25 protein-coding genes, 4 tRNA genes and 1 riboswitch are annotated in these 24801 nt (G+C 40.9%); of the genes, 12 read left to right on the top strand and 17 right to left on the bottom strand.

Going from position 1 to position 24801, the window contains the following annotated elements:
• Positions 1 to 56 precede the first annotated feature (56 nt).
• From EXE30_RS08605 to lysM, 6 genes are all read left to right on the top strand, one after another.
• The gene (locus tag EXE30_RS08605; protein WP_130162027.1) at positions 57 to 617 is read left to right on the top strand and encodes a YceD family protein; all 561 of its coding nucleotides are present in this window, start codon (positions 57 to 59) and stop codon (positions 615 to 617) included.
• Positions 618 to 691: 74 nt separating this feature from the next.
• The gene (gene rpmF, locus EXE30_RS08600) at positions 692 to 877 is read left to right on the top strand and encodes a 50S ribosomal protein L32 (protein ID WP_004638135.1); all 186 of its coding nucleotides are present in this window, start codon (positions 692 to 694) and stop codon (positions 875 to 877) included.
• Between the two features lie 197 nt (positions 878 to 1074).
• A complete protein-coding gene (gene fabD / locus EXE30_RS08595; RefSeq protein ID WP_130162026.1) occupies positions 1075 to 2061 on the top strand; it encodes an ACP S-malonyltransferase in 987 nt (328 codons plus the stop codon).
• The gene (gene fabG, locus EXE30_RS08590; RefSeq protein WP_130162025.1) at positions 2058 to 2792 is read left to right on the top strand and encodes a 3-oxoacyl-ACP reductase FabG; all 735 of its coding nucleotides are present in this window, start codon (positions 2058 to 2060) and stop codon (positions 2790 to 2792) included. Before fabD ends, fabG begins: the two co-directional genes overlap by 4 nt.
• Before the next feature lie 86 nt (positions 2793 to 2878).
• Positions 2879 to 3115, top strand: a complete 237-nt coding sequence (gene acpP / locus EXE30_RS08585) for an acyl carrier protein (RefSeq protein ID WP_004655272.1) — start codon at positions 2879 to 2881, stop codon at positions 3113 to 3115.
• A gap of 208 nt (positions 3116 to 3323) precedes the next feature.
• Positions 3324 to 3797 carry a peptidoglycan-binding protein LysM gene (gene lysM / locus EXE30_RS08580; RefSeq protein ID WP_130162024.1) on the top strand — a complete coding sequence of 158 codons (474 nt, stop codon included), beginning with the start codon at positions 3324 to 3326 and terminating at the stop codon, positions 3795 to 3797.
• Between the two features lie 115 nt (positions 3798 to 3912).
• Here the strand turns inward: lysM and EXE30_RS08575 are convergent, their stop codons facing one another.
• Together EXE30_RS08575 and EXE30_RS08570 are read right to left on the bottom strand one after the other, a co-directional pair.
• On the bottom strand, positions 3913 to 5967 hold the full coding sequence (locus tag EXE30_RS08575) for a TonB-dependent siderophore receptor (RefSeq protein ID WP_171457349.1): 2055 nt from the start codon (positions 5965 to 5967) through the stop codon (positions 3913 to 3915).
• Positions 5968 to 6262: 295 nt separating this feature from the next.
• Entirely contained in the window at positions 6263 to 7030 is a 768-nt protein-coding gene (locus EXE30_RS08570) for a hydroxymethylpyrimidine/phosphomethylpyrimidine kinase (protein WP_130162022.1), read from the bottom strand.
• A gap of 93 nt (positions 7031 to 7123) precedes the next feature.
• Between EXE30_RS08570 and EXE30_RS08565 the strand changes: the two genes are divergently transcribed.
• Entirely contained in the window at positions 7124 to 7798 is a 675-nt protein-coding gene (locus tag EXE30_RS08565) for an HAD-IA family hydrolase (RefSeq protein ID WP_130162021.1), read from the top strand.
• Positions 7799 to 7845: 47 nt separating this feature from the next.
• Here the strand turns inward: EXE30_RS08565 and ribB are convergent, their stop codons facing one another.
• Positions 7846 to 8505: a 3,4-dihydroxy-2-butanone-4-phosphate synthase gene (gene ribB / locus EXE30_RS08560; protein ID WP_130162020.1), complete on the bottom strand. Its 660-nt coding sequence runs from the start codon at positions 8503 to 8505 to the stop codon at positions 7846 to 7848.
• A 94-nt stretch (positions 8506 to 8599) separates the two neighbouring features.
• A riboswitch (FMN riboswitch) is annotated at positions 8600 to 8771 on the bottom strand.
• Positions 8772 to 8953: 182 nt separating this feature from the next.
• Between ribB and EXE30_RS08555 the strand changes: the two genes are divergently transcribed.
• Both EXE30_RS08555 and EXE30_RS08550 read left to right on the top strand, forming a co-directional pair.
• Positions 8954 to 9175, top strand: a complete 222-nt coding sequence (locus EXE30_RS08555; protein WP_130162019.1) for a hypothetical protein — start codon at positions 8954 to 8956, stop codon at positions 9173 to 9175.
• Positions 9176 to 9180: 5 nt separating this feature from the next.
• Positions 9181 to 10362: a hypothetical protein gene (locus EXE30_RS08550; RefSeq protein WP_130162018.1), complete on the top strand. Its 1182-nt coding sequence runs from the start codon at positions 9181 to 9183 to the stop codon at positions 10360 to 10362.
• Between the two features lie 3 nt (positions 10363 to 10365).
• Here EXE30_RS08550 and EXE30_RS08545 read toward each other — a convergent pair whose 3' ends face one another.
• From EXE30_RS08545 to EXE30_RS08490, 12 genes are all read right to left on the bottom strand, one after another.
• Positions 10366 to 12156, bottom strand: coding sequence for a patatin-like phospholipase family protein (locus EXE30_RS08545; RefSeq protein ID WP_130162017.1), 1791 nt, complete (start codon positions 12154 to 12156; stop codon positions 10366 to 10368).
• 200 nt (positions 12157 to 12356) lie between these two features.
• Complete coding sequence (gene panD, locus EXE30_RS08540) at positions 12357 to 12737, bottom strand: aspartate 1-decarboxylase (protein ID WP_004670039.1); 381 nt, start codon at positions 12735 to 12737, stop codon at positions 12357 to 12359.
• 146 nt (positions 12738 to 12883) lie between these two features.
• Positions 12884 to 13465: an aminoacyl-tRNA hydrolase gene (pth, locus tag EXE30_RS08535; RefSeq protein WP_121930178.1), complete on the bottom strand. Its 582-nt coding sequence runs from the start codon at positions 13463 to 13465 to the stop codon at positions 12884 to 12886.
• 18 nt (positions 13466 to 13483) lie between these two features.
• A complete protein-coding gene (rplY, locus tag EXE30_RS08530; protein ID WP_130162016.1) occupies positions 13484 to 13780 on the bottom strand; it encodes a 50S ribosomal protein L25 in 297 nt (98 codons plus the stop codon).
• Positions 13781 to 13877: 97 nt separating this feature from the next.
• Complete coding sequence (locus EXE30_RS08525; protein ID WP_004670043.1) at positions 13878 to 14831, bottom strand: ribose-phosphate pyrophosphokinase; 954 nt, start codon at positions 14829 to 14831, stop codon at positions 13878 to 13880.
• 100 nt (positions 14832 to 14931) lie between these two features.
• Positions 14932 to 15006: transfer RNA gene (locus EXE30_RS08520), tRNA-Gln, on the bottom strand.
• A gap of 84 nt (positions 15007 to 15090) precedes the next feature.
• Positions 15091 to 15165 (bottom strand) — tRNA-Gln (locus EXE30_RS08515).
• A gap of 16 nt (positions 15166 to 15181) precedes the next feature.
• Positions 15182 to 15256: transfer RNA gene (locus EXE30_RS08510), tRNA-Gln, on the bottom strand.
• 30 nt (positions 15257 to 15286) lie between these two features.
• Positions 15287 to 15361, bottom strand: a tRNA-Gln gene (locus EXE30_RS08505).
• Positions 15360 to 16193 (bottom strand): 4-(cytidine 5'-diphospho)-2-C-methyl-D-erythritol kinase, encoded by an 834-nt coding sequence (ispE, locus tag EXE30_RS08500; RefSeq protein WP_130162015.1) that lies wholly within the window; start codon positions 16191 to 16193, stop codon positions 15360 to 15362. The genes EXE30_RS08505 and ispE overlap by 2 nt, the downstream gene beginning before the upstream one ends.
• A 16-nt stretch (positions 16194 to 16209) precedes the next feature.
• The gene (gene lolB / locus EXE30_RS08495; RefSeq protein ID WP_130162014.1) at positions 16210 to 16791 is read right to left on the bottom strand and encodes a lipoprotein insertase outer membrane protein LolB; all 582 of its coding nucleotides are present in this window, start codon (positions 16789 to 16791) and stop codon (positions 16210 to 16212) included.
• A gap of 4 nt (positions 16792 to 16795) precedes the next feature.
• Positions 16796 to 18514, bottom strand: coding sequence for a tetratricopeptide repeat protein (locus EXE30_RS08490; RefSeq protein ID WP_130162013.1), 1719 nt, complete (start codon positions 18512 to 18514; stop codon positions 16796 to 16798).
• A gap of 79 nt (positions 18515 to 18593) precedes the next feature.
• Between EXE30_RS08490 and hemA the strand changes: the two genes are divergently transcribed.
• Entirely contained in the window at positions 18594 to 19877 is a 1284-nt protein-coding gene (gene hemA, locus EXE30_RS08485) for a glutamyl-tRNA reductase (RefSeq protein ID WP_130162012.1), read from the top strand.
• 7 nt (positions 19878 to 19884) lie between these two features.
• Here the strand turns inward: hemA and EXE30_RS08480 are convergent, their stop codons facing one another.
• Positions 19885 to 21765, bottom strand: a complete 1881-nt coding sequence (locus tag EXE30_RS08480) for a DNA primase (RefSeq protein ID WP_130162011.1) — start codon at positions 21763 to 21765, stop codon at positions 19885 to 19887.
• Between the two features lie 132 nt (positions 21766 to 21897).
• Positions 21898 to 22887 carry an outer membrane protein assembly factor BamD gene (locus EXE30_RS08475; RefSeq protein WP_130162010.1) on the bottom strand — a complete coding sequence of 330 codons (990 nt, stop codon included), beginning with the start codon at positions 22885 to 22887 and terminating at the stop codon, positions 21898 to 21900.
• A gap of 71 nt (positions 22888 to 22958) precedes the next feature.
• Here EXE30_RS08475 and rluD point away from each other — a divergent pair, with 71 nt between their 5' ends.
• The gene (gene rluD, locus EXE30_RS08470; RefSeq protein ID WP_130162148.1) at positions 22959 to 24008 is read left to right on the top strand and encodes a 23S rRNA pseudouridine(1911/1915/1917) synthase RluD; all 1050 of its coding nucleotides are present in this window, start codon (positions 22959 to 22961) and stop codon (positions 24006 to 24008) included.
• 24 nt (positions 24009 to 24032) lie between these two features.
• Positions 24033 to 24773: a peptidoglycan editing factor PgeF gene (gene pgeF, locus EXE30_RS08465; protein WP_130162009.1), complete on the top strand. Its 741-nt coding sequence runs from the start codon at positions 24033 to 24035 to the stop codon at positions 24771 to 24773.
• Positions 24774 to 24801: the final 28 nt, after the last annotated feature.

Raw genomic sequence — 24801 nt, 5'->3', positions numbered from 1 at the left:
TTGTATCTTAATCTTTGACAGAGTACCGATGAATTTGTAGAATTGCCGCCTTAATTATGTCAGCAAATACTTTTCCAAGCCAAATCGAGCCATTTAAATGGGCTGAACAGGGCTTTACATGGTCAGGAACACTGCCATTGTCTCGCTTTGCTCGTATTGCTCGAGACGCTGTTGGTTCAATTGATGATCAATTGATCAACATAGACTGTAAGCTATCAATGGATATCTATCATCGTATTATATGGTTAGATGGACATATTGAGACTAAAGTTCCAATGGAATGCCAACGTTGTTTGGGAACTGTTGAAATTGAATTGGTTTCAGACTTCCATTTAGCCTTGATTGATGATGAGTCACTGATAGAGCGATTGGATGAGGATGCTGATTTCATCGTTTTAGGTGAAAGTGAATCTTCGAAAAAAGGTGATTTTGATACACCTGCATCGATTAATTTACTCGCATTACTAGAAGATGAACTGTTACTGTTGATGCCTTTATCTCCTAAACATGATGTTTGTGAGCATAAGCATCGACCTGCCACTCAGGAAGATGTCGAAGAAAAGCGGGATAATCCGTTTGATGTTTTGGCTGGCCTGAAGGGTAAACTTAGCTCATAATTTATGTTATAATGTTGAGTTAAGACAACCGAATTTGTTCTGATCCATTTTTTCGATCTTTGTAAGGAGCCATCATGGCCGTTCAGCAAAACCGTAAAAGTCGCTCTCGCCGTGACATGCGCCGTTCACATGACGCTTTAACCGAGAATGCATTATCTGTAGACCAAACTACTGGTGAAACTCATCGTCGTCACCATGTGACTAAAGATGGTATTTACCGTGGTCGTCAATTATTCGCTAAAGCAGCTGATGCTGAATAATTGAATCATATGCATTAAGCGTTAGCTTAAAGTATAGAAAAAATGGGAGCGAAAGCTCCCTTTTTTGTTGTTTTTCGCAATTATAAAAAGATTTAATCAATGTTAAATTGCCGCATCGCTAAAGAGTCTATCGTCATTCTCATGTAGAATCATGGGTGTTGATGAAATTGGCAATAGACTAATTTAAGGATTTTTATATGTCGACTAAACGACTTGAGCAGGCTGCTCAAGCAACAAAAACAGCATTTGTTTTTCCGGGTCAAGGCTCGCAAAAAGTAGGTATGTTGGCTGAACTTGCAGAGCAGTTTAGTGTTGTTCAAGAGACCTTTGCTGAAGCTTCTGAAGCGCTTGGTTTTGACCTTTGGCAGATTGCTCAAAGTGGTGAAGGTTTAGATCAAACTGAAAATACCCAGCCCGTGTTACTTACCGCAAGTATTGCGTTGTGGCGTGTATGGTTAGAGCTAGGTGGTATTGTACCGAAATACTTGGCTGGACACTCTTTAGGGGAATACAGCGCCTTAGTTGCAGCTGAAGCAATGACGTTGGGCGATGCAGTTAAATTGGTCAATTTACGCGGTAAATTGATGCAAAGTGCTGTTCCTCAAGGTGAGGGTGCAATGGCTGCAATCCTTGGTTTGGCTGATGACAAAGTTGTTGAGCTTTGCCAGCAAGTATCTGCGGCAGGTCAAGGTTCAGTTGAAGCTGCAAATTACAATGCGCAAGGTCAAGTCGTGATTGCGGGGAGTACTGCTTTGGTTCAGCAAGTCATGGCTGAGGCAAAAGCACAGTCTGGTAAAGCCATCGCATTACCTGTTTCTGTCCCTTCACATTGTTCATTGATGAGATCGGCAGCAGAACAGTTTGCTGATGCTTTGGAACAAACTGCCATTGAGCTACCCCACCTTCCTGTAATACAAAATGTCAACGCGGGAATCGCTACGGATGTTGCTCAATTACGTCAGGCATTAACTGCTCAATTGTACCAATCGGTGCAATGGACACGTACCATGCAATATCTACAAGATCAGGGTATTCAGTATGTGGTCGAATGTGGGCCGGGTACAGTACTTAGTAATCTTGCCAAGCGATTACCGAACATAGAAAAAGCATTTGCCATTGATAGCAAAGCACGTATGGAAGATGCCCTAAACGCAGTGTTAGTGGCAGAAGGAAAAATTGCATGACACAACAACGAAAAGTTGCGTTAGTGACAGGAGCTAGCCGAGGTATTGGCGCAGCAATTGCACAGCAACTCATTCAAGACGGTTTTTTTGTCGTTGGTACCGCGACCTCTGAATCAGGCGCGCAAAAACTGACAGAAAGTTTTGCTGAGCATGGAACAGGTGCAGTACTCGATGTTCGTGAGGGCGAGGCAATAGATGCACTTGTTTCACATATCGAGCAGCAATATGGTTCGGTTCTGGTATTGGTCAACAATGCGGGAATTACCAAAGATAATTTGTTATTGCGTATGTCAGAAGATGACTGGGATGACATTCTCAATATCCACCTTAAAGCGGTTTATCGCTTGTCTAAGCGGGTATTGAAAGGCATGACCAAAGCACGCTTTGGGCGCATTATTAATATTAGTTCAGTGGTTGCACATTTTGCTAACCCTGGACAAGCCAATTACTCAGCAGCAAAAGCAGGGATTGAAGCATTCAGTCGTAGCTTAGCGAAAGAGATGGGGAGCCGTCAGATTACGGTAAACAGTGTTGCACCTGGTTTTATCGCAACTGAAATGACTGATCAGTTAAGCGAAGATGTTCGTAAAAAAATGATCGATCAAGTAGCTTTAAATCGTCTAGGTGAACCCCAAGATATTGCAAATGCAGTGAGTTTCCTTGCAAGCGATAATGCTAGTTACATTACTGGTACAGTTTTACACGTAAATGGTGGTTTATACATGGCCTAAGTGGCGACGTATAAACTTTTAAAAATTTTAATATTCAATTAAACTAGTGGCAAATTAAAACGCCACAAGCAATGAGGAGAATTCCTGTGAGCGATATCGAACAACGCATCAAGCAAGCTGTAGCTGAACAATTAGGTATGCGTGCTGAAGAGATCAAAAACGAAGCATCTTTCATGGATGACTTAGGTGCTGACTCTTTGGATTTGGTTGAACTTGTTATGTCATTTGAAAATGACTTTGACATCACCATTCCAGATGAAGATTCAAATGAAATCACAACAGTTCAATCTGCAATTGATTATGTAACCAAGAAACTTGGTTAATCATCTTGCATGATCGAAAGCCACCGTAAGGTGGCTTTTTTATGGGTGAAAATAAGAAATTCCAAATATACTGAGCGTTGTTTTAGAGAATATACATATATTTACAAGACCTATTTAAATTGAAACTCGAGCAATTCTTTTTTTCTGTATAACTAGAAATTAGGTCAACTTTGACCAAGCATCATTAATAATTACAGAGGAAATAACAATGGGTCTTTTTGATTTTGTTAAAGGTATTGGCAAGAAAAATACTGCGCCAGCAGAACCACAAGCTGCGCCAGCATCACCAGCTGAGCCGTCAGCTCAGGAAGTAGCAAATAAATTATTGGGTTTGATTAAAAGCTTAGGTTTAGGTGTTGATGGCCTATCAGTTACTTATAATGGTGCAACTGACACCGCAGTAATTAAGGGGAAGGTAAATAGTCAGGCGGATAAAGAAAAGATCGTGCTTGCAGTCGGAAATATTGATCATGTCGCTCAGGTCGATGATCAAATGACAGTTGATACTGCTGAACCAGAAAGTAAGTTTTATACAGTTAAATCAGGCGATAACTTATCTAAGATTTCAAAAGAATATTATGGTGATCCAAACCAATACAATAAAATTTTTGAAGCCAATAAACCGCTTCTAAAAAATGCAGATGATATTTTCCCAGGTCAAGTGTTACGTATTCCTCAATAATTTACTTGATCCTAAAAAAGGCGCATTAAGCGCCTTTTTTGATGGTGAGTAGAAAGTGTTAAATATATATGTTTAGTTCACTTCGCACAGACTCAACGTGGACTGATATACATACTTAAAAACTATAGGTCATCCCAAGTTTGACTGTTCGAGGCTGTCCTGGATAAACATAGCGATTAAACGCGCTATCATCATATTTTTTATTAAAGATATTTTTAATATCAAAACTGAAACGTATGTCCGATGACAGATTGTAATAAGAAATAAAGTCTGTAGTCGCATAACTTCCCATGCTGTACGTATTATTTGCAGTTTGTCCCTTTCGGCTGGCAACATAGCGCTGGTTTAAGCCTAAACCTAAACCATTTAATGCATCTGATTGAAACTCATAAATACTTAACAGGTTGAATGAATCTTTAGGAATATTAGCTAAACGTGTTCCTTTAGTTAAGCTATTATCTTTGCTCACCGCAGCATCGGTATAGGCATAATTCCCAATTATTTTCCATTCTGGGGTGAGATTTCCAACTAAACTGAGATCAAAGCCTTTACTTGTGACTTCACCCGCAGCAATACTTTTCGTCGAATCAAGCGGATCTAGTGTGAGTACATTTTCTTTTTTTACATAATAAATTGCATTTTCAAATGAAAGTTTATGATCAAGAAGGGCATATTTTGAACCGATTTCATAAGAAATACCTTCTTCAGGATCAAAGCCTTGATTATTTCGATCTGCACCAGCGTTTGGCTTAAATGATTTACTGATGTTGCTATAAAGCGTGAATTGATCGGTCAAATCATAAGTAAATCCAATACGCGGTATGACTGTATTGTGATCAGTTGACCATGAAGAATTATTTATAAAATTCGTATAATCCTGTTCGTAATGCTCAAAACGTAAACCAATCAAAGTATTGAATCGATCTGTTAAACGAATTTGATCTTGAACATAGAAGGCTTTACTACGCAGTTGTTCATGATCATGTGTGGTGACGTTGATTAATTCAGGTAGTGGCTGAGCACGATCGGGATGATGAATATTTAAGTCAAATGGTGCTGTGGAACGAATAATATAGGAACGATAGTCATAATCTTCGAATTCTATTCCAGACACTAACGTATGTTCTAGGTTAAACAGATTAAACTCACCGACAAGGTTTACTTGGATATTTTTGTCACTCCAATCCAAATTCCGCCAATTATAGTTTCGAGTAATGATCTCGCCATGACTATCTGCTTTTACACCATTTGCTTCAACAGCATAACCATGTAAATTTCCATCTAAATATTGCGTACCAACATTCAGTTTCCATGCATCATTGAGGTTATGTTCAACACGTAATTGAAACATATCATTATCGTTATAGAGTCGATTTCGATTTTTTCCAGATTCCCACCAATATTCTTTTGGATCAAAAGAATATTTTTGTTGACCATCATAGCGAGTAAAACCACGATCTAAAGCATGTTGGTTGCGTAAGAAATCTGCTTCAAAGATCACTTTGGTATTCTCTGAAGGCGTCCATTGAATAACGGGTGCAATGTTCCAGCGTTTTGAATCAACATGTTCCCGAAAGGTATCTCCGTTTTCCCCCATTAAATTTAAACGGTAGCTGACACTATTATCTTGAGTAAAAGAACCTGTGGTATCCACTGTACTACGATAGAGCCCCTCATCATCGATACTCAAACCGAGTACTGTTTTTCGTTCGGCTTGGGGTACTTTACTCACCACGTTAAAAGTACCTCCTGGATCACCACGACCATATAGGCTTGATGAAGCACCTCTTAAAACTTCTACGCGCTCGATCGTTGTACTCTCAGGCGCATTTGGATAACCACGATTGATTGGAAAGCCATTTCTATAATATTCACCGCTAGTAAATCCACGAGATGTGAAGGTGGTTAGACCTTGTCCACCAAAGTTATTTGCGCGTCCTAGACCTGCCACATCGAGTGCTTCAGATAAACGCGTCGCTTGTATATCTTGAAGTACTGCTTTATTGACCACAGTTACAGCTTGTGGCGTATCTTTAAGTAAAGTAGATGTGCGTGTCGCAGAACTTGCAGAATCGACCTTATATTCTTTTTCAGCATTTTCGACTGGTGTTGAGGCTTGAACTGTGATGGTCGGCAGCGTATTCACTTGATCATTAGCAAAGACAGTCATGGCGCAGCTAAGCGGTAATAAGCTAGGTAGAAGGCGGTATTTCAGCATGAGGGGTATGGTGATAATTAAAATGATAATTATTATATTTTATAAGCGAGTTAAGGTTCTTGAATATTTTGCATATGTTTATAGGAGTTGATGATAAATTTTCATATAGAGCCTTAGATATGCCTAAAATAGTAGGGCATGCTTAGTATTTTTTGAAAATACGATACTACTGATCTGCAAGATATTGAACCCGTTATCGATTTTTGTAAAAGTCTTGGCTTAATTTTTTATGGATAAGCAAAGCGGTTTAAAACCGCTTTGGAATCTTTTGCCCATTCGGAACAGGTGTTTCCGCATGTTTTAATACACCAAATAACCATGTTTCTGCATGTTGAACTGCGATTTTGAGTGAATCACCTAAAGCCAATCGTCCCGCTATGAAACTTGCCAAAGAACAACCTGAACCATGATATTGTCCTTCTAGGCGAGGGCAACGGCTTTCCGCAATCATTTTGCCATCCGCATACAGGACATTTCGAATATAATCAGGTGTGTCTTCATGCCCACCTTTGACCAGCACTGCTTTTGCACCCATTTCAAATAATTTTTGAGTGGCTTGTTCAATGTCATCTATACCCGTTAAGGCCGTTAATTCAACCGTATTTGGGGTAATCACTGTGGCTAAAGGAATCAACTCCACAAAGGCTTTAACTAAAGTTGCTTGATCACCCAATGAACCGCCGCTATTCGCTACGAGTACAGGATCAAGTACATATTGATAATCTAAATGTTCGCGTAAAAACGTTGCCAAAGCTGCAATATTATCTGTCGTACCGAGCATCCCAGATTTAACGCATTTAATCGGTAGATCGCCGACCACAGCATTTGCTTGCGCAAGCAACAGTTCTTTAGATGTGGCTTCAAAACCAAATACTTGTTGAGAGTTCTGGATAGTTAGGGCGGTACATGCAATCGCAGCATGTGCACCACTTTGCCCAATTGCTTCAATATCGGCTTGTAAACCAGCACCACCTGATGGATCTAAACCTGAAAAACAAAGTACGGTTGGACGCACTGCAATTTCCTTTTATGTTTTCATTTGCGTTAGTATAAGGAAGTTTCGAGAAACTCTCGACTTTGTTGTGTAAGGCTGTAAGAGATTGGATGAATGACGATCAAAAATATTCTGATTGATTTAGATGGTACTTTGACTGACCCGAAAACAGGGATTCATGGTTCAATTCGTTTTGCTTTAGCAAAGCTCGGCCAACCGTTGGCTGATGTTGTGGACTTGGATTGGACCATTGGCCCACCATTGAAGGGTTCGTTGGCTAAATTACTCAATACACAAGATGATGCTTTGGCTGAGCAAGCTTTAGCTGCCTATCGTGAGCGTTTTTCGGTTACAGGTTTATTTGAAAATGAAGTTTATCCAACGGTAGTTGAGACCTTGCAGCAATTGCAAGCACAAGGTTATACCTTGTTTCTAGCCACAGCAAAACCTACGATTTATGCAAAACAAATCTTGGTTCATTTCAAGTTGGATCAATATTTTACAGGCATCTATGGCAGTGAACTGACAGGTGAACGTACCAATAAAGCAGATTTGATTGCCTATATTCTTGAGAAAGAACAGTTGGATGCGCAGCAATGTATTATGGTCGGTGATCGTCAGTATGACATTATTGGCGCACGTGCCAATAATATTGAGACGATTGCGGTGAATTATGGATATGGGACAGCGGAAGAATTGGTCCAAGCCCAGCCAGTAACGCAGATTGCACAATTTAAAGAATTGATTGAGTGTGTTGCAGTGTTAAATGCAGAGCGAAAAGTTTCTTAAGCATTGAATGGGTAAATAGCCTCGATGATTCGAGGCTATTTTTTTAATTAAATATTATGCTTCAAACGATACTGCACTAATTCCTCGATATTAATCACCGTCAAATCATGTGTTTGTGCATACGCTAAAACTTCAATGCCTGAAGCCATCGAACCATCAGGATTCGTTAATTCACACAAGACACCTGAAGGTTTCAAGCCAGCTAAACGGGCTAGATCAATCGTTCCTTCGGTATGCCCACGGCGTGTCAATACACCACCATCACGTGCACGTAAAGGAAAAACATGACCGGGACGACTGAGATCACTGGCAACAGCACCATCTTTGGTCGCTGCTAAAACTGTGGTAACACGATCTTTGGCAGAAACACCTGTGGTCACACCTTGTGCCGCTTCTATCGTCACGGTAAAGGCTGTTTTGAACTGACTTGAATTATCCATGACCATGGGTGGAAGTTGTAAATGATCTGCCAATTCTTCAGTTAAGCAAAGACAGACAATTCCTGAACCATCACGGATCATTTGTGCCATGGTTTCGACAGTTAATGTTTCGGATGCAACAATTAAGTCCGCTTCATTTTCACGGTCAAAATCATCCATTACCAACACAGGTTTGCCTTGGCGGATATCATCTAAAGCGTGTTGAATACGTTGTTCAGCAGGGGAAAGGGCTGAAAAGAAAAGTTCGGGTTGGATTAAACTCGACATAATGAAACGCTCTCGTAAATAGGTTACGGTTGAACATTTCAGGACTGATGCAAAAATAAGCGCGCACTAAAACAAACCAAAGTTGTTTTGGTGATTTCGTCTTCTTTCATCCGGACTATACCGTCGGCTTTGGCATCTCACCAAATCTGCGAGTATACGTGGGATATTTCTACCCCTCTTATACAGGCTCGTGGGCTGATTAGGTCATTGATGAGCAAAGCCTAACTTACCACCGGTGGGGAATTTCACCCCGCCCTGAAGCGATGTGTTTTGATTATAGTCATATTTTACGTGAAGAATATAATTTTTATGGAATGAAACGTTCTATAGCGACCACAAATCATGTTGAGATGTAGTTCAATATTTTCCATTAATCAGTGAAATTGGTAATAGATCATAATTGAGCATAAACTCAAAATATAGAACAACAAGAAAGGGAGGCTCGCCCATGCAAAAACCAGTTCAAACAGACCTCGAACAACTCGCTCAACAAATACATCGTCCAGTGATGAATCTCAAAGATTTTTCCCATTTATCCGCGCAAGAGTTGACTTGGTTAAATCAGCAGTTACAGCGCACTGTGTTAGAAGAAAATCGGAAAATTAATCAGCATCTATTTCAAGTTCCTTTCTTTTTACGGCTATTTTTTAGAAATAAAATGCAGAGGTAAGGGCGATGACGCGATTAGCAGTGCATGCAGAAATTATAAAACTTGCACGTATTTTAAGTGTTTCAGAACAACAGCTGGCCTTCTTGCAAAGCATAGCACCAGAAAGCCTTAGACAATTTCGCTTTGCAATCATTGAATTATTACAAGATCAGCAAAAAGCACGGTTTCGACATTTGGCAATTTGGGTCAATTGGTTGCCAAATTGGTTAAATGTTTTCATGGTTAAACGATTTTTAGATCCGTTGATTGTGGCACAAATTGCCGTACACCTATCCACTGAAAACTTATATCGGATTGCTAAAAAATTATCCGCCGACACACTTGCTGAAATCTCAGTTCATCTTGACCCACGATTGGCACGAGAGCTGTTGGTTTACTTAACCACCCATCAAATTATCGAGATTGCTCAAGTGCTTTTGCAAAAGCGTGATTTTGTGACCATGGGACGCTTCGTGAGCATGTTGTCTGATGAGGTGGTGCAAGATGTTGCTCAGATTGTTGAACAAGAAAGTGATCTTTTAGAAATCGCTTTTTATATTGAATCTAGAGAGCGCATTGATCATTTGGTTCATGTCATACCGAAAGCACGTATAGAAAAGGCATTATTGATTATCTGTGATCCGACGCAACGTCTAGTTTGGCCCAAATTATTGGCATTAATGAGCCATATTGGTTATGAATTAAAACAAGAGCTTGGGGATTTAGCCGTACAGCAAGGTGAAACGGTCATTAACGCGATTATTCAGGCGGCTCAGGAAGATCAACTTTGGGAGGATATGTTGCCCGTTGTCGCAGGTCTATCTGCTCAGGCACAGCATTATGTTGCAAATTTACCTGCATTGCGACAAGTCGACATTATTCAAAGCATCGTGGCTGCCGCAGATCATTGTCATTTATGGACTGATATGTTGGTGGTTGTGAATTATATGCAAGATGAAGCAAGGCAGGGGGTTGCCATAGCCATTGCACAAATTGATGAACAGGTTTTACATCATATTGCCTATGCTTCCTTGTTGCGTTCGCAATGGGAGGTAACTTTCGATATCGTTGGTCGTATGCCGATAGACAAACAGCGACAATGTCGGAAAATTCTCAATGTTTATATGCGGCAACTCGATGCTGAAACTTATCAATATCTCGATGGTTTATTAGATCATTATCAGATTGATGTACCTGTTGTAGATTGAGTTTTAGGAATAGGGTAGTGTGTCGCGAATCGGAAGTAGTGTTGCTAAAGCGTGCTCATAGCCACGCTCTACTAATTCATCTAATTTATGCCAGTCAAACATAGCGATACCTTCAATTGGCATACGAATATGCAAGTTCGCCCGTTCAATCGCAGCCGCTTGAATCATGGTATCACTGGCAAGTGTCGCGGTACGCATTAAAATTTCAGCCAGTCGAGGTGCTGGTAAAAGTTTATCTTTAATCAATTTGTTCCAGTTCAGAAGGGCACTTTGGTCAGGTTCATTTAAACCAATTCCTGGTATGCGAATATCATCATTTAAACTGACATTACTGGCAATAATTACACCTCTTTCTAAATTTTGCATCACGTCTGTGGGGAGATTATTGATGATACCGCCATCGCACAATAAGTTCTCATGCCATGCAACAGGTGGTGCAACGCCGGGAACACTCATACTGGTGCCGACCCATGTTGCCAGTTCACCTTGATCATGAATGACAGCTTGACCCGTCGATAGATTGGTGGAAATACAATAATAGGTTCGTTTCAACTCCTCAATTCGTCGATGTCCAAAAATAGCCTGTAATCGGGTATGAAATCGTTGTCCTCGGATTAACGAAACTTTTGGCATGGTGTAGTCATTTAGATAATTTCGGGCAACAAAAGTTTCATAAGCAATATGGGTCATTTCAACACTATCAAAACCGCATGCGACCAATGCGGCAACAAATGCACCCATACTGGTTCCCCCTACAATGTCGATTGGGATATGCAATTGCTCCAATGCGCGAATTAAACCAATATGAGCAAATCCACGCGCACCGCCACCCCCAAGGACCAAACCTAAACCTTGACTGGAGATTTGCCGAGCGACAGCGCTGATATCTGCCTGCGCCCAAGGGTGAATAAAATAATGGGCACGAGCATGATAAAGCTGTTTCCAGCTCAGTGTATGCGGGGAGGGATCTCCCTCAGAGCGTAATAGCACTAATTCTATGGGACTTTGCCAATCATATTGATTTAACACCTCGACCAGTTGGGTCTGAACAGGTGGGTGATTGGCTTCTGCTAAGATTAAGATTCGATCTGCCTGATGTAGACAGCGCTTTGACCATTCATCGTCATGAGTATGTGCAGCATAAAGGACGTAACAATGCTTTTCTTCAAGGTTTGCTAACCATTGACGTAATTTTAAATCATCTGCACCGTAGTCGAGAGCTGTTTGACTAAAACCGAAGCCAAATAGTGCATCCACATGTGCGGCGGTAACTAATCGAACATGTGGCCATCGTTGTAAATGCTCAGTCAATTGTTCTGCGAGATGAATAGCTGGAATCTGTGATGCAACAGGAACAACAGATAACGTTCGGTTATGGCTCATGGCATGAGTGTGTTGTAGTTCGGGTTGTGTGCGAGCGATGATGAGTCGAGTCAAGGCCAATAAAACCTTAGGATATTGATGGATGAAGTCTAAAAATGGTTGCTGTGGAATCGCGAAAAGGGTGGTATCTCGGATGGCATGAACGGTACCGTGATGTGGCTGCTTGGAAATATTGCCTATTTCTCCCACGATTTCGTGACGGCCCAAATAGGTTGATAAACCTGAAGCAGTAGTGAGCTTAACGCGACCATAAGCAATAATATAAACATGATCAGCAATATCATCGAGCTGATAAAGCATTTGCCCTGTTTGTAAATGCAGAATATGTCCATAACTGGCGATGACGCTCAGTGTGGCTGCTTCTAGTTCCGCAAATACTGAAACTTTACTCAGTGTTTTTATAATATCCATATTCTTCAAATTATCTTTATTTTCTATTCATTTAATAAAGCATTGAGCTCTTTTACAAGTATGGTTGCGTAAAGTAGGACTGTTGTTTAGACGTTTTTTTGTATGTAGGTTTTTGGGAGATACTTTTATGTAGCTGTAAAAAGCTTAGCTATAAAAAAAGCCAGTTCATTTTTGACTGGCTCTTTTGGAATCTTTAAAGTTTATGCAATTTGCACAGGAATGCAGTTTGCAGTGTGACTTACAGTATTGTTTGGATTAGCATAGACTAAACGCGGCTTGTGCAGATCTGCTTCTACTTCAGTGAAATCACCAAAGGTTGCAATAATCACTAAATCGCCTACATCAGCTTGGTGTGCTGCGCCACCATTGACTGAAATAATGCCTGAATCATCTTCACCACGGATTGCATAGGTTGTGAAACGTTTGCCGTTAGTGACGTTCCATACGTGGATTTCTTCGTATTCACGAATCCCTGCTAAGTCCATTAATACACCGTCAATTGCACAAGAACCTTCGTAATGAAGTTCTGCATGAGTCACAACTGCACGGTGAATTTTACATTTTAATAAACGAGATAGCATGGCTAGCGTCTCCTGAGTAAGACCTAAGATGAATATCTTATGGTTGACTTGTCACGTTTTCCGCGGGCTATTGGCGGTACGATGCGCATTTTGCGCCTAAAAATGCAATATGGCAAGTATGATTGTTCAACAATACAGTCGTAAGTTTAAGCGGGTTTGTAAGCATTGATTTGATTCATCGCTTGCGAAACTTGTCCATCAACAAGTATTTTCACTTTAGATAAAGCATGATCAATTGCTGCATCCATTAAATCTTGTTCACTGCTTGGGGCTTTATTGAGTACATGACCTGAAACACGCTCTTTCGAGCCAGGATGTCCAATTCCAATCCGTAAGCGGTGGAAATTAGCACCAAGATGAGGAACGATATCACGTAGACCATTGTGTCCGCCGTGTCCACCACCTGTTTTCAAACGAATAACGCCAGGATCCATATCCAGTTCATCATGAGCGATTAAGATCGATTCAGGAGAAATCTGATAAAACTTAGCGAAAGGGGCAACACTTTGACCAGAACGGTTCATAAAGGTTGTTGGGAGCAATAGACGTACGTCATGACCTTCAATTTGACCACGACCACTGAATCCATGAAATTTCGGATCAGCTTTTAACTGAATACCATAACGATCTGCAAGCTGTTCTACGAACCAAAAACCTGCGTTATGGCGAGTTTGGGCATATTCCTTTCCAGGATTGCCCAAACCAACAATTAGCGAAATATTTGACACTAATTAAGCCTTTAACACTTATGCGCGGATAAAGTCAGCGTGCATAGGTGTATTTTTTGCTGGGTGACGTTGTAACGCTTTGATTTTAACGTTTTCAACTTGATCACCAATTTGGATTTCAATCACTTCTTCAAAGAAGGCATTGTTTTCTAAAGCTTTAACGATTTGACGAAGCTCTAAAGTAACTGTTACAGGCTCACCGCTACCACCATAGATGATTGCTGGAATTTTTCCTGCGTGACGAAGGCGGCGGCTCGAACCTTTCCCTTGTAGTGCAGCTTCACGTGCTTGAGCATTTAATACGAAGTTTGCCATGGGCATATCCTCATTGAGTTTTAAGAGACTAAACTTGCGACCAGTTTAGTGATAGAAAACCCTAGCTAAGCTAGGGTTTAAGAAAAAAGCTGGGCTATTATAGATAACTATCAAACATTGCGCTAATAGATTCTTCGTTATTGATACGACGAATTGTTTCAGCAACCATGCTAGCAACAGACACTTGGCGAACTTTGCCAATGTTTGCTGCCTCATCTGAAAGAGGAATCGTGTCGGTTACAACAAGTTCGTCAATAACAGAATTTTGAAGGTTCTCAATGGCTTTGCCAGATAAAACAGGGTGAGTTGCATAAGCAATAACTCGACGTGCACCAAATTGTTTTAGTGCATCAGCCGCTTTGCAAAGCGTACCTGCTGTATCAACCATATCATCTACGATGACACAGTCACGATCTTTGACGTCACCAATCAAATGCATCACTTGAGATTCATTTGCTTTTTGACGGCGCTTATCGATGATAGCTAAATCAATATCACCCAGTTGTTTTGCAACAGCACGAGCACGTACCACACCACCAACGTCAGGTGAAACCACCATTAAGTTGTGATGTTGTTGCTGATGTAAATCAGCTAACAAAGCAGGCGTACCATAGATGTTGTCAACAGGAATATCAAAGAAACCTTGAATTTGGTCTGCGTGCAGATCGATCATCACAACGCGGTCGATACCTACAGTTGTTAGCATATCTGCAACAACCTTAGCAGTAATAGGTACACGAGCAGAACGCGGACGTCGATCTTGACGTGCGTAACCGAAGTACGGAATAACTGCTGTGATACGACCTGCACTTGCGCGACGCAAAGCATCAGCCATGACCAAGATTTCCATAAGGTTATCATTGGTTGGCGCACAAGTAGATTGGACGATAAAAACGTCTTTACCACGTACATTTTCAGTAATTTCAACTGAAATTTCACCATCAGAGAACTTGCTAACTGAAGCAGCTCCTAAAGGGATATGTAAATGACTTACGACTTTTTGGGCGAACTGTGGATGAGCACTTCCACTAAAAACGACAAGATTGGGCATGAAGCACCTGAGCGAGGATTAAGTGAAGCAACGCTTCACCCGAGCGCAAGGGAAAAATCTATGATTTTTCCAACGGGTAGTTTAGAAACAATCTATTATATGGCAGGGGCGGCTGGATTCGAACCAACGGATGCCGAGATCAAAACCCGGTGCCTTACCACTTGGCGACGCCCCTAATGCGGCAGAACTTTAATGGTTTTATACGGTATTGTCAATATGTTTGATCAATATCAATATAAAACAAGTCTGTCTAAAGGAATGGCAGGGGCGGCTGGATTCGAACCAACGGATGCCGAGATCAAAACCCGGTGCCTTACCACTTGGCGACGCCCCTAAATTTGATAATGTAATGGCAGGGGCGGCTGGATTCGAACCAACGGATGCCGAGATCAAAACCCGGTGCCTTACCACTTGGCGACGCCCCTAATGTATTACATATATCTACAGATGAAAATTGGCAGGGGCGGCTGGATTCGAACCAACGGATGCCGAGATCAAAACCCGGTGCCTTACCACTTGGCGACGCCCCTAGCGTGTAACTGAGAAATTTCTTAAAGGTGATTCTGCTAAACTATTGACCACATAAGCTTTACATGGTGCGTTTTGCAAGATCAACTCTATGTCCATCTCTTCGGTTACCTCAGTAAAAACACAAGCACCTGTACCTGTAAGCTTTGCTAGACCAAACTGATCTAAATATTGCATTGCTTCTTCAACTTCAGGATATAACTGTCGAGCCAAAGGTTCAAAGTTATTTCTAAAAAGAGAAGGTCGTAACTGATAGGCGCAAAATGTAGTGATCTTAGAATCTCTTGTCAATGATTTTTGTGAAAATAGCTGTTGAGTGCTGATAAAACAGTCAGGTTTTAAAATAATGAACTTTTTTTGCGCTAAGTCTATGAATGATAAATGTTCACCGATCCCTTCTGCCCATGCATTTCGTCCATAAACGAAAATTGGAACATCGGCACCAAGTTGCACGCCATACTCTGCGAGTTGCTGATTATTTAACCCGCACTGCCAAAGCTGATTGAGCACAATGAGTGTGGTTGCAGCATTGGATGAACCGCCACCTAGACCTGCACCCATGGGTATATTTTTCTCAATTTGGATGTTGAGACCACATGGCGATTTGGCATGAGGACGTAATAGTTGAGCTGCTCGATAGATTAAGTTCTGTTCGAATTGTACTTCTGCTAGGCCCTGTATTTGAATGGTTTCTTCTGTAATTTCCTCAAAAGTCATCCAGTCATATAAATCAATCAATTGAAAAATAGTTTGTAATTCATGATAACCATTTTCTCTACGACCTGTGATATGAAGAAATAAATTCAATTTGGCAGGGGAAGGAACTCTCATCATAATAGAATAATCTAAGCTATCGGTTTTGAATGACCATTGTAATACGGTTTTCTTTATCTTCGGCAAGCGCTTGTTTCAACAGCAGCTTATTTGGCAGCATTTGAGCATCGTTATAACTAAAATCGACCGTCCAACCATCTTCAATGAGTTGTTTTAAACGTTGGTTTTCATCTTTCGTAACTTGCGCATGTAAGGTAGCTGGTTTGGCCTGTACCCAATGGGTTAAATGCATAATGGGCGCCTGCCAGCCAGTCGCTTTTTCTAATAATTCTTCAGGCGATGCTGCTGTAATTAACCCTGTTTTAGCACTATTGAGTGTGACCTCACCAGATTTACCTTGGATCTGTGTTTTACCCACACCGAGTATGCCCGTGAGTTCGATATCAAATTGTTCTTGCTGTTGCACCCATGTAAAAAATGCGCTCCCAGACTGTTGTGGAGTCCGCACGCCGATTTTTCCTTGCAAACTAAAGTTGTTTTCATCCTGTAGTTGCGGTGACGCAATGACCTTTTTGGATTGGTTTAAATGTTGGCAGCCGGTTAAAAACAACACGCTACTGCTACAGATTGCGACGCATAATTTTGGGAAAAAACGCATGGAGTTAACTCTTATTTACAGTGACAGGTAAGATTAAGCTATCAAGTTGTTGTAATTGTGGGGCATTCGCATGTTTTTGTTTCAATTGCTGTAACACATCGCTAAATTGAGTGAGTGAGCCTTGCATATAAAGTGCTTTCGCGTAACGAACACCGATATTAACATTCTGACTTAGATCATATGCTTGCTCAAGGACATTGACAGCTGTATCAAAGTCATTTTGCAAAAAGGCAATGTAACCAAGCGTATCTAAAATAGAAGCTTGTTCAGGCGCATATTCAAGTGCCAATTCCGCATATTTTCGTGCCTCTTTTAGACGGCGATTTTGTAAGGCAAGTGTATAGGCATAAGCATTCAGATAGGTTGGGCTATTCGGCTCAATCAATAACAATTGTTTTAGAGTTTTATCGAGTTTATCTCGGTCGGTAAAAGGATCGAGCAATAAAACTTCAGCATAAATCAACTCAGGATCATCAGGAATATTTTTTATGGCTTCATCAAGCAATGCCAATGCAGCCTTCTTATTATCCATTTTCTTTAATATATCCGCTTGAGCTTGATATAAAAAACTGGCGTGTTGCGGATAATTTACTCGTTCTTGCGTTAAAAAACGCAGCGCATCATTGAGTTGTTGTTGCTGTTCAAAAATAGAGATCATGTTGCGCCGAGACACAATGTATAGACTGCCATCGACTAGACGATAATAGGCCTTGGCAGTTTCAAAATGTTGCTTACGTTGCGCATTAATCGCGAGGTAATAATAGGCTTCATTTTGGTATTTTTCAGAATGACGTAACTCAACCAGATACTGTTCAGCAAGTTCGTATTGCTTTAAATCGATACTGGTCAAACCCGCAATAAATAAAGCCTCCTCCGCATGAGGGTGGTCTTTAAGAATTGCTTGAAGCTTATCGAATGCCTGCTGCTGTTGATTGATCTGAATGTAATAACGTGCTTCTGCTAAACGAACATCTAGATTATTTTTATTCTTTCGACTCGCACGAGCTAGCCATTTTTGAGTTGCTTCATCGTCTTGTAAAGCCATCAACAAATTGGCTTTCATTAAAATAAAACTGGTTGATTTTGAACGTTTACGCAGTGCTCGATTAATATTTTTGAGTGCTTGTTCATATAAGCCATCTTGTGCTTCTAATCCTGCGATTAATGCCAATATTGATGGATTATTTTTTTCTTTACTGGCACTAAGTGCATTTAATAAAACTTTACGATCTTGAGCTTGTTCAGGTGCAATTCCAGCTAAAATTTGTTCTAAATCAGCAGTTGGATCAATATTTAAGATTTTATCCAATGTTTTTGCAGCAAGGTCATACTCATGGGTTTTGAGCGAAATATGCGATAAGTAGAATAATGCAGGAACATCTTCAGGCTCTTGTTCGACCCAATGAGTGGCGATATCTAATGCTGCTTGTAAATCGTCATATTCAAGTGCAATGTCAAGCGCGCGTTGTTTAATTATGGTTGAATTGCCGCGAATCGCAAGCACGGTATAATTGTGTAGTGCTGTCGGAATATCGTCGTAGGCAAGAGAAAATTCAGCAACCATACTTTGTTGCAGGGCATATTCAAAGCTCTGATCGGCATACATGTCATGTATTGCTTGTGCAGAGACGTAAGCGCTCATACTACCTAACAATAAGATTGTGGTAGAATACCGTCTAATCGTCTTGCCGTGAAAATGAATACGGCGATATAGCTGACGCAATTTTTATTGATCCAAAGTAATGCTTTTTATGACACCGATGTTGCACAATAACATAAATTTAGCGAAATGATGATCTGATATGTCTTTCTTTGCACTGGGTGTCAACCATCAGACAGCTTCTGTCGAACTCCGTGAACAAATTGCTTTCAATACAGAGCGATTAGCGACGTTATTGCATGAGCGACACCAACATCCAGCGCTTAAAGATATGGTGGTGGTGTCTACATGTAATCGGACGGAAGTGTATGCCATGACTGAGGATGCGGATAGCGTTCTGAATTGGCTCGCCCAAGTGAATAATATTGATGTTAAACAGTTGATTCATCATGTGTATCGTTACGAAAATGCTCAAGCTGTTACACATTTGATGCGTGTTGCCAGTGGTTTGGATTCGCTCATGTTAGGTGAGCCACAAATTTTAGGGCAAGTAAAAAGTGCATTAGCCTTGTCCAAAGATGCAGAAACGATTTCTCCTGAGTTAAATGGCATTTTTGAATATGCTTTTTATGCGGCGAAACGCGTTCGCTCGGAAACCTCTGTTGGTAGCCATGCTGTTTCAATGGGATATGCAGTTGCCCAGCTTGCTTCTCAGGTCTTTAGTCATCCAGAAAAATTAACAGTGATGGTGGTCGCGGCAGGTGAGATGAATACTCTCGTTGCCAAACACTTGGCTGAAATGGGAGTGGCTAAAATCATTATTTGCAATCGTAGCCGTGAACGAGCGGATGAATTGGCACAGGAACTTGCACATCAAGCTGATGTTGAAATTATTTCTTTCTCAGAGTTAGCACAAAATTTACATAGAGCTGATGTGATTTCAAGCTGTACAGGTAGTTTGCATCAAGTGATTGAATATAATGACGTTAAAGTCGCATTAAAAAGACGTCGTTATCAACAAATGCTGATGGTTGATTTGGCTGTTCCACGCGATATAAATCCAAAAGTAGAATCATTGGATAACGTTTATTTATATGGTGTTGATGATTTACAAAGTGTCATTGAGGAAAATTTAGCACAACGACGTCAGGCGGCTGTTGAAGCTGAGATCATGGTCAATCAATTGGCGACTCAATTGATGACCCAACAAAAAGTCAAAGAAGCAAGCGGCACGATTCAAGCCTATCGCCAACATAGCGAAGAAATGAGTCAGCATGAATTGGCACATGCTTTAGAGTCATTACAACATGGCCACGCACCCGAACAGGTCCTACAAGAGTTTGCACATCGTTTAAGTCAAAAGTTAATGCATCCTACTTCGATTTTATTAAGAGAGGCTGCCAAAGCTGAAAATCCTGACTACTTCGAATGGTTACAACAACATCTGCATGAAGTGTTTGAGCATGAACGCAAGCCGAAACAATAAGACTTTTTTAAGATAATAAGCGCAAACTAATTTGTTTCGTTAGTTCATTGAGTTGCTGGCGTAAGTTGCGCGATTCGATTAAAGAGATCGGTGATTTAAGCTTTAATCTTAAATATTTTTCTTGTAGACCCAAGGCATATTCTTTGGCCAGTTTATCTGCGATTTCAGGCGCTTCAGTGAGTGACTGAATATTGGTGCGTTGCATAATATCAGCCAGTTCATGGCTATAACTACTACACGCGCCAAGTACATAGTACGTTGCTAATTCTTGATCATCAGGTAAATCATCAAATACGATATTCAGTGCAGCCAAAATTTTGGCTAAGAGTTCAGTCTGATCAATCACTGCGCGAAGTTCTTCGAAGTGAATATAGAGGTAAGGGTGATGCATTAATATAGCAATCGCAAAATCTTCATCTTTAGTCTGAATGTTAAAAGATAAAGAAGCATCATGACTAATCTGAGGGGTAAAGCGTTTGCCTAAACCCAATTTTTCACGGAAAGATTGTGTCAGCATATAACGGAAAGAGCCATGTTTCGGCAACAACTCCGTTAATTCACGTAGTTCACCCATCACCAAGCTTTTGCCTTCAGGCGTACTGACGTCATGTTGTCCCGTTAAGTATGCAAACACGAAGTCTGATAAGAGCGGTGCTTGTTGTAATAACTTTTGGAAATTTTCTAAGCCTTCACGGCGGATCAGGGAATCAGGGTCATGTTCATTGGGAAGCACGAAGAATTTTAATTCACGACCATCGTTGAGTAAGGGAAGTGCGATTTCTAAAGTTCGGCGTGCTGCTTTTTGTCCCGCAGCATCTCCATCAAAGGCGATTGTGATTCGTGAGTTTTGTTTAAATAGGGTATTTAAATGGTCTGCATTGCTTGCTGTTCCAAGCGTCGCCACAGCACCATTGATGCCATACTGCTGTAAGGCAATCACATCCATATAGCCCTCAACCATCAGCCAATCATTGGCTTTTTGTTTACGGCCTTCATACAGTCCATAAAGCAATTGGTTTTTATGAAAGACTTCCGAGTCTGGAGAGTTGATGTATTTCGGCTTGACCTCATCATTAAGTGCACGACCACCAAAACCCACTACGCGACCCTTATGGTCACGAATTGGAAAAATCACCCGTTCACGTAACAAATCAAAGTCTCGACCGCTATCACTTGAACGAATCAGCCCCAGTTGTTTTAAACCTTCAATATCTTGTGGGAAGGTTTTTTCAAGATGCTGCCAATCTTCTGGCGCATAGCCTAAACGCCAGAATTGAATGGTCTGGGCAGATAGACCACGCTGTTTAAAATAATTTTGTGCTTTTTGACTATTTGGCAATTGGCGTTCATAAAATTGCGCCACATTTTCCAAAAGGTCATATAGGTTTCCTTCCTGTACATATTCATCCATGACAAATGATGGATCAAACTGAGCAAAAGGATCATCCATATAGCGATCCATATCGACAAAATGACCATCGGCAGGTTCATCCATTGTTGGACTATTGGGTGTTGAAGGGCTGGTTTTTTGAGTTGGTTGTACGATCGTTGCTTGAGTACTGCGCTTATAAGAAAGTTTTTTATTATCATGGTTGTCTTTGGGTAGCTCAACACCCGTCTTATTCGATAAGTCTTGCATGACATCGACGAAGTTACGGCTATCAATATCCATCAAGAATCGAATTGCATTACCATTGGCTTGGCAACCGAAGCAATGATAATACTGCTTGTCTCGGTACACATGAAAAGACGGTGTTTTTTCTTGATGGAAGGGGCAACAGCCTGAATAGGTTCTTCCAGTCTTTTTTAACTTCACACGTTGACCGATCAAATCGACGATGTCGGTTCGATCCAAAATTTGATCAATCGTATGTTGTGGAATTGCCATGAGCGTTTAACCATTTAAAACTAGGGTGAGATGTATTTGTAAAAACAATATCAGATGAATCATTGTTGCATAAAATGAAAAACAGGCAAGGGGTGGCTTGCCTGTTTGCTGAATCAGATTGTGATCGCAGGATTAATTTGCGGCATCTTCTTCGTTGGTTTGTTCAGTTTCTGGTTTGTCGAATAAACCGAAACTTAAACGATTGGTTAAACTGCGTTGTTGATCGGTTTTTGGTTCATTTTTTTCTTCGGTATCGACAGTCTGAGACTCACGACCTAATAAACCTAATGTAGCGCGATTGACCCAACTTCCTTCTTTACGTGCTGCACGTAAATTCACTTCACCATTGGATTTGACCAAGTTTGGATAGTTGAGTTTTAATATTTCGATATATTGTTGTGAAGTTGCTTTATCACCCAGTTTGTCATAACTATAAGCAAGTGTTGCTAATGCTTCAGGTGTTTGAGGCGTTTGAGGATAATGCTCAATCACCCATTGTGCACGCTCAGCAGCAGCTAGCCATGCCTTACGTTTAATATTAAAACGTGCTGCATTCATTTCATTTTCGGCAAGTTCTTGACCGATAAATTTCATCCGTTGAGCAGCGTCAACTGAATATTGGCTACTTGGGAAGCGGCGGATTAAATCAACAAAGTTCTGATAGGCAACTTTGACATAGCTCACATCACGATGTGATTGTTGTAGTGAGGTATAGCGAATTAAGCTATCGTAATTCATTTCCATATTCGCAACACCGCGAACATAGTAAGCATAATCAACATTTGGATGTTGAGGATTTAAACGAATAAAACGATCTGCTAGTGCGATTGTTCCTTCATAATCCTTTTGTTTGAATTTTGCATAGAGAAGTTCGAGTTGTGCTTGTTGCGTGTATTGCCCAGTTGGATAATAGGTGTCTAAAGCTTCCAATGATTTTACAGCATCGGTATATTGATTACGATCTAGCGATTTTTGCGCTTTTTCAAAATAAATTTGTTCACTCGATTGTGGTCCTTTATCAACCACTTCTTTCTTGCTTGGATTGCTGCTACAGCCCACAAATGCAGACGCTACACCTAAAGATAGTGCAAGCATCGTAATTTTATAACGTGGTAGCGACATAAAAACTCCTCTGTTATTCTGGGCAATGAGCTACAATGGTTGTATTAAACCATTTTTGTACCGATCATCAAATGACTTCAGCACAATCTTCCGATTCAAACTTATCTGAAACAGATTTCTTACTCGAAGAATCTGTCGATGCAGATAATCATACTTCTGACTCAACTGCAACACGTTTATCGTTGCAAATTCAACTCGATGAAGACTATTTAGGTCAACGCATAGATCAAGTAGCAGCATTGGTTTGGAGTGAGTTTTCTCGTGAAAAACTAAAACAATGGATGAAAGAAGGTCATCTGTTGGTAAATGGTAACACGGTTAAACCGAAATACCGCTGTGAGGGCAATGAACAACTCACGCTTGAAGTAGAACTTGAAGCACAAACGTCTAACCAACCTGAAAATATTCCACTGAATATTGTTTATGAAGATGACGATATTATTGTGATTAATAAAGAGATTGGTATGGTGGTTCATCCAGGTGCGGGTAATCCCTCAGGAACACTGGTCAATGCATTACTTTATCATTGTCCTAAGCTTGTAGAACTGTCTCGTGCAGGTTTAGTGCATCGTATCGATAAAGATACCAGTGGTTTATTGGTGGTTGCGAAAACATTAGAAGCCCAATTTTCACTCAGTAAACAACTTGCAAAGAAAACGGTTTATCGGGTTTATGATCTTGTTACCTACGGCAATATCATTGCGGGTGGCACGATTGATGAACCGATCAAACGTCATCCTGTTGATCGCGTCAAAATGGCGATTTTACCGGGTGGGCGTGAGGCCGTGACTCACTATAATGTGAAAGAGCGTTTCCGAGACTTTACCCGCGTACAAGCGCAATTGGAGACTGGTCGTACCCATCAAATCCGTGTGCATTTTAGCTATATTGGACATGGATTGGTTGGCGATCCCGTCTATGTTAACCGTGTGCGTTTACCTGCTGGTGCATCAGAGACTTTGGTGGATATGCTTCGTGGTTTTAAGCGTCAAGCTTTACATGCAGCAAAACTTGGTTTGGTTCACCCCCGCACTGGTGAAGAAATGATGTTCGAAGCGCCGTGGCCAGAAGACTTTATTAAATTGCTCGAAGTCCTTCGTAGTGAAAATGAGGCGTATTAAGCAACGATGTTAAGGAATTAAGGCATGGAATTTGTACAAGGTTTGCCTAAAGGTGTATATGTTGGGCAAACACGAATTGAACATCCTCATATGATTGCAACTGACAATGAAAATCTTTATGGATTTAATTTGGCATTGCATGTCAATGATGATGTACAGCGTGTTCAGCAGCATCGTATGGTGCTGTTGCGTGAGTTGTCACAGTTCGGGGTAGATAAACTGACGTGGATGACTCAAACGCATAGCACCATTTGTCATACGATCAATGAACAAATTCCATTTATCGCACTTGAAGGTGATGGCTTAGTCACGCAGCGTACAGGTCATGCTTTAATGATGATGACAGCCGATTGTTTGGCTGTGGTATTGGGCAATGCCGAAGGAAATGAAGTTGCCAATCTACATGCAGGTTGGCGTGGCTTGGCCAGTGGTATTGTTGAAAATACAGTCAGTGAAATGCAATCACAGCCGACTTGGGCATGGTTAGGTGCTGCGATTAGCCAGCCTTGTTTCGAAGTCGGTGCAGAAGTGAAAGCGGCTTTTTGTGAGAAATATCCCGAACTAGAAAGTGCTTTTATCGCAGGTCAGGTTGAGGGGAAGTACCAAGCTGACTTATATGCGATTGCTCGATTTATCCTTAATCGTTTGGGTATTGAAACGATTGTGGGTGGAGATCAATGCTCTTATCAACAGGCACAAGATTTTTTTTCTCATCGCCGTAATTCGAAAACAGGGCGAATGGCAACTTTTGTATTTATGCAATAAATTGCATCCTTTGTATTGTTGATTCGCC

This window comes from Acinetobacter halotolerans, assembly GCF_004208515.1.
GTDB classification, from domain to species: Bacteria; Pseudomonadota; Gammaproteobacteria; order Pseudomonadales; family Moraxellaceae; genus Acinetobacter; species Acinetobacter halotolerans.
Note: the sequence above shows the minus strand (reverse complement) of the source record. Positions and strands in the feature narration are given on the sequence as shown.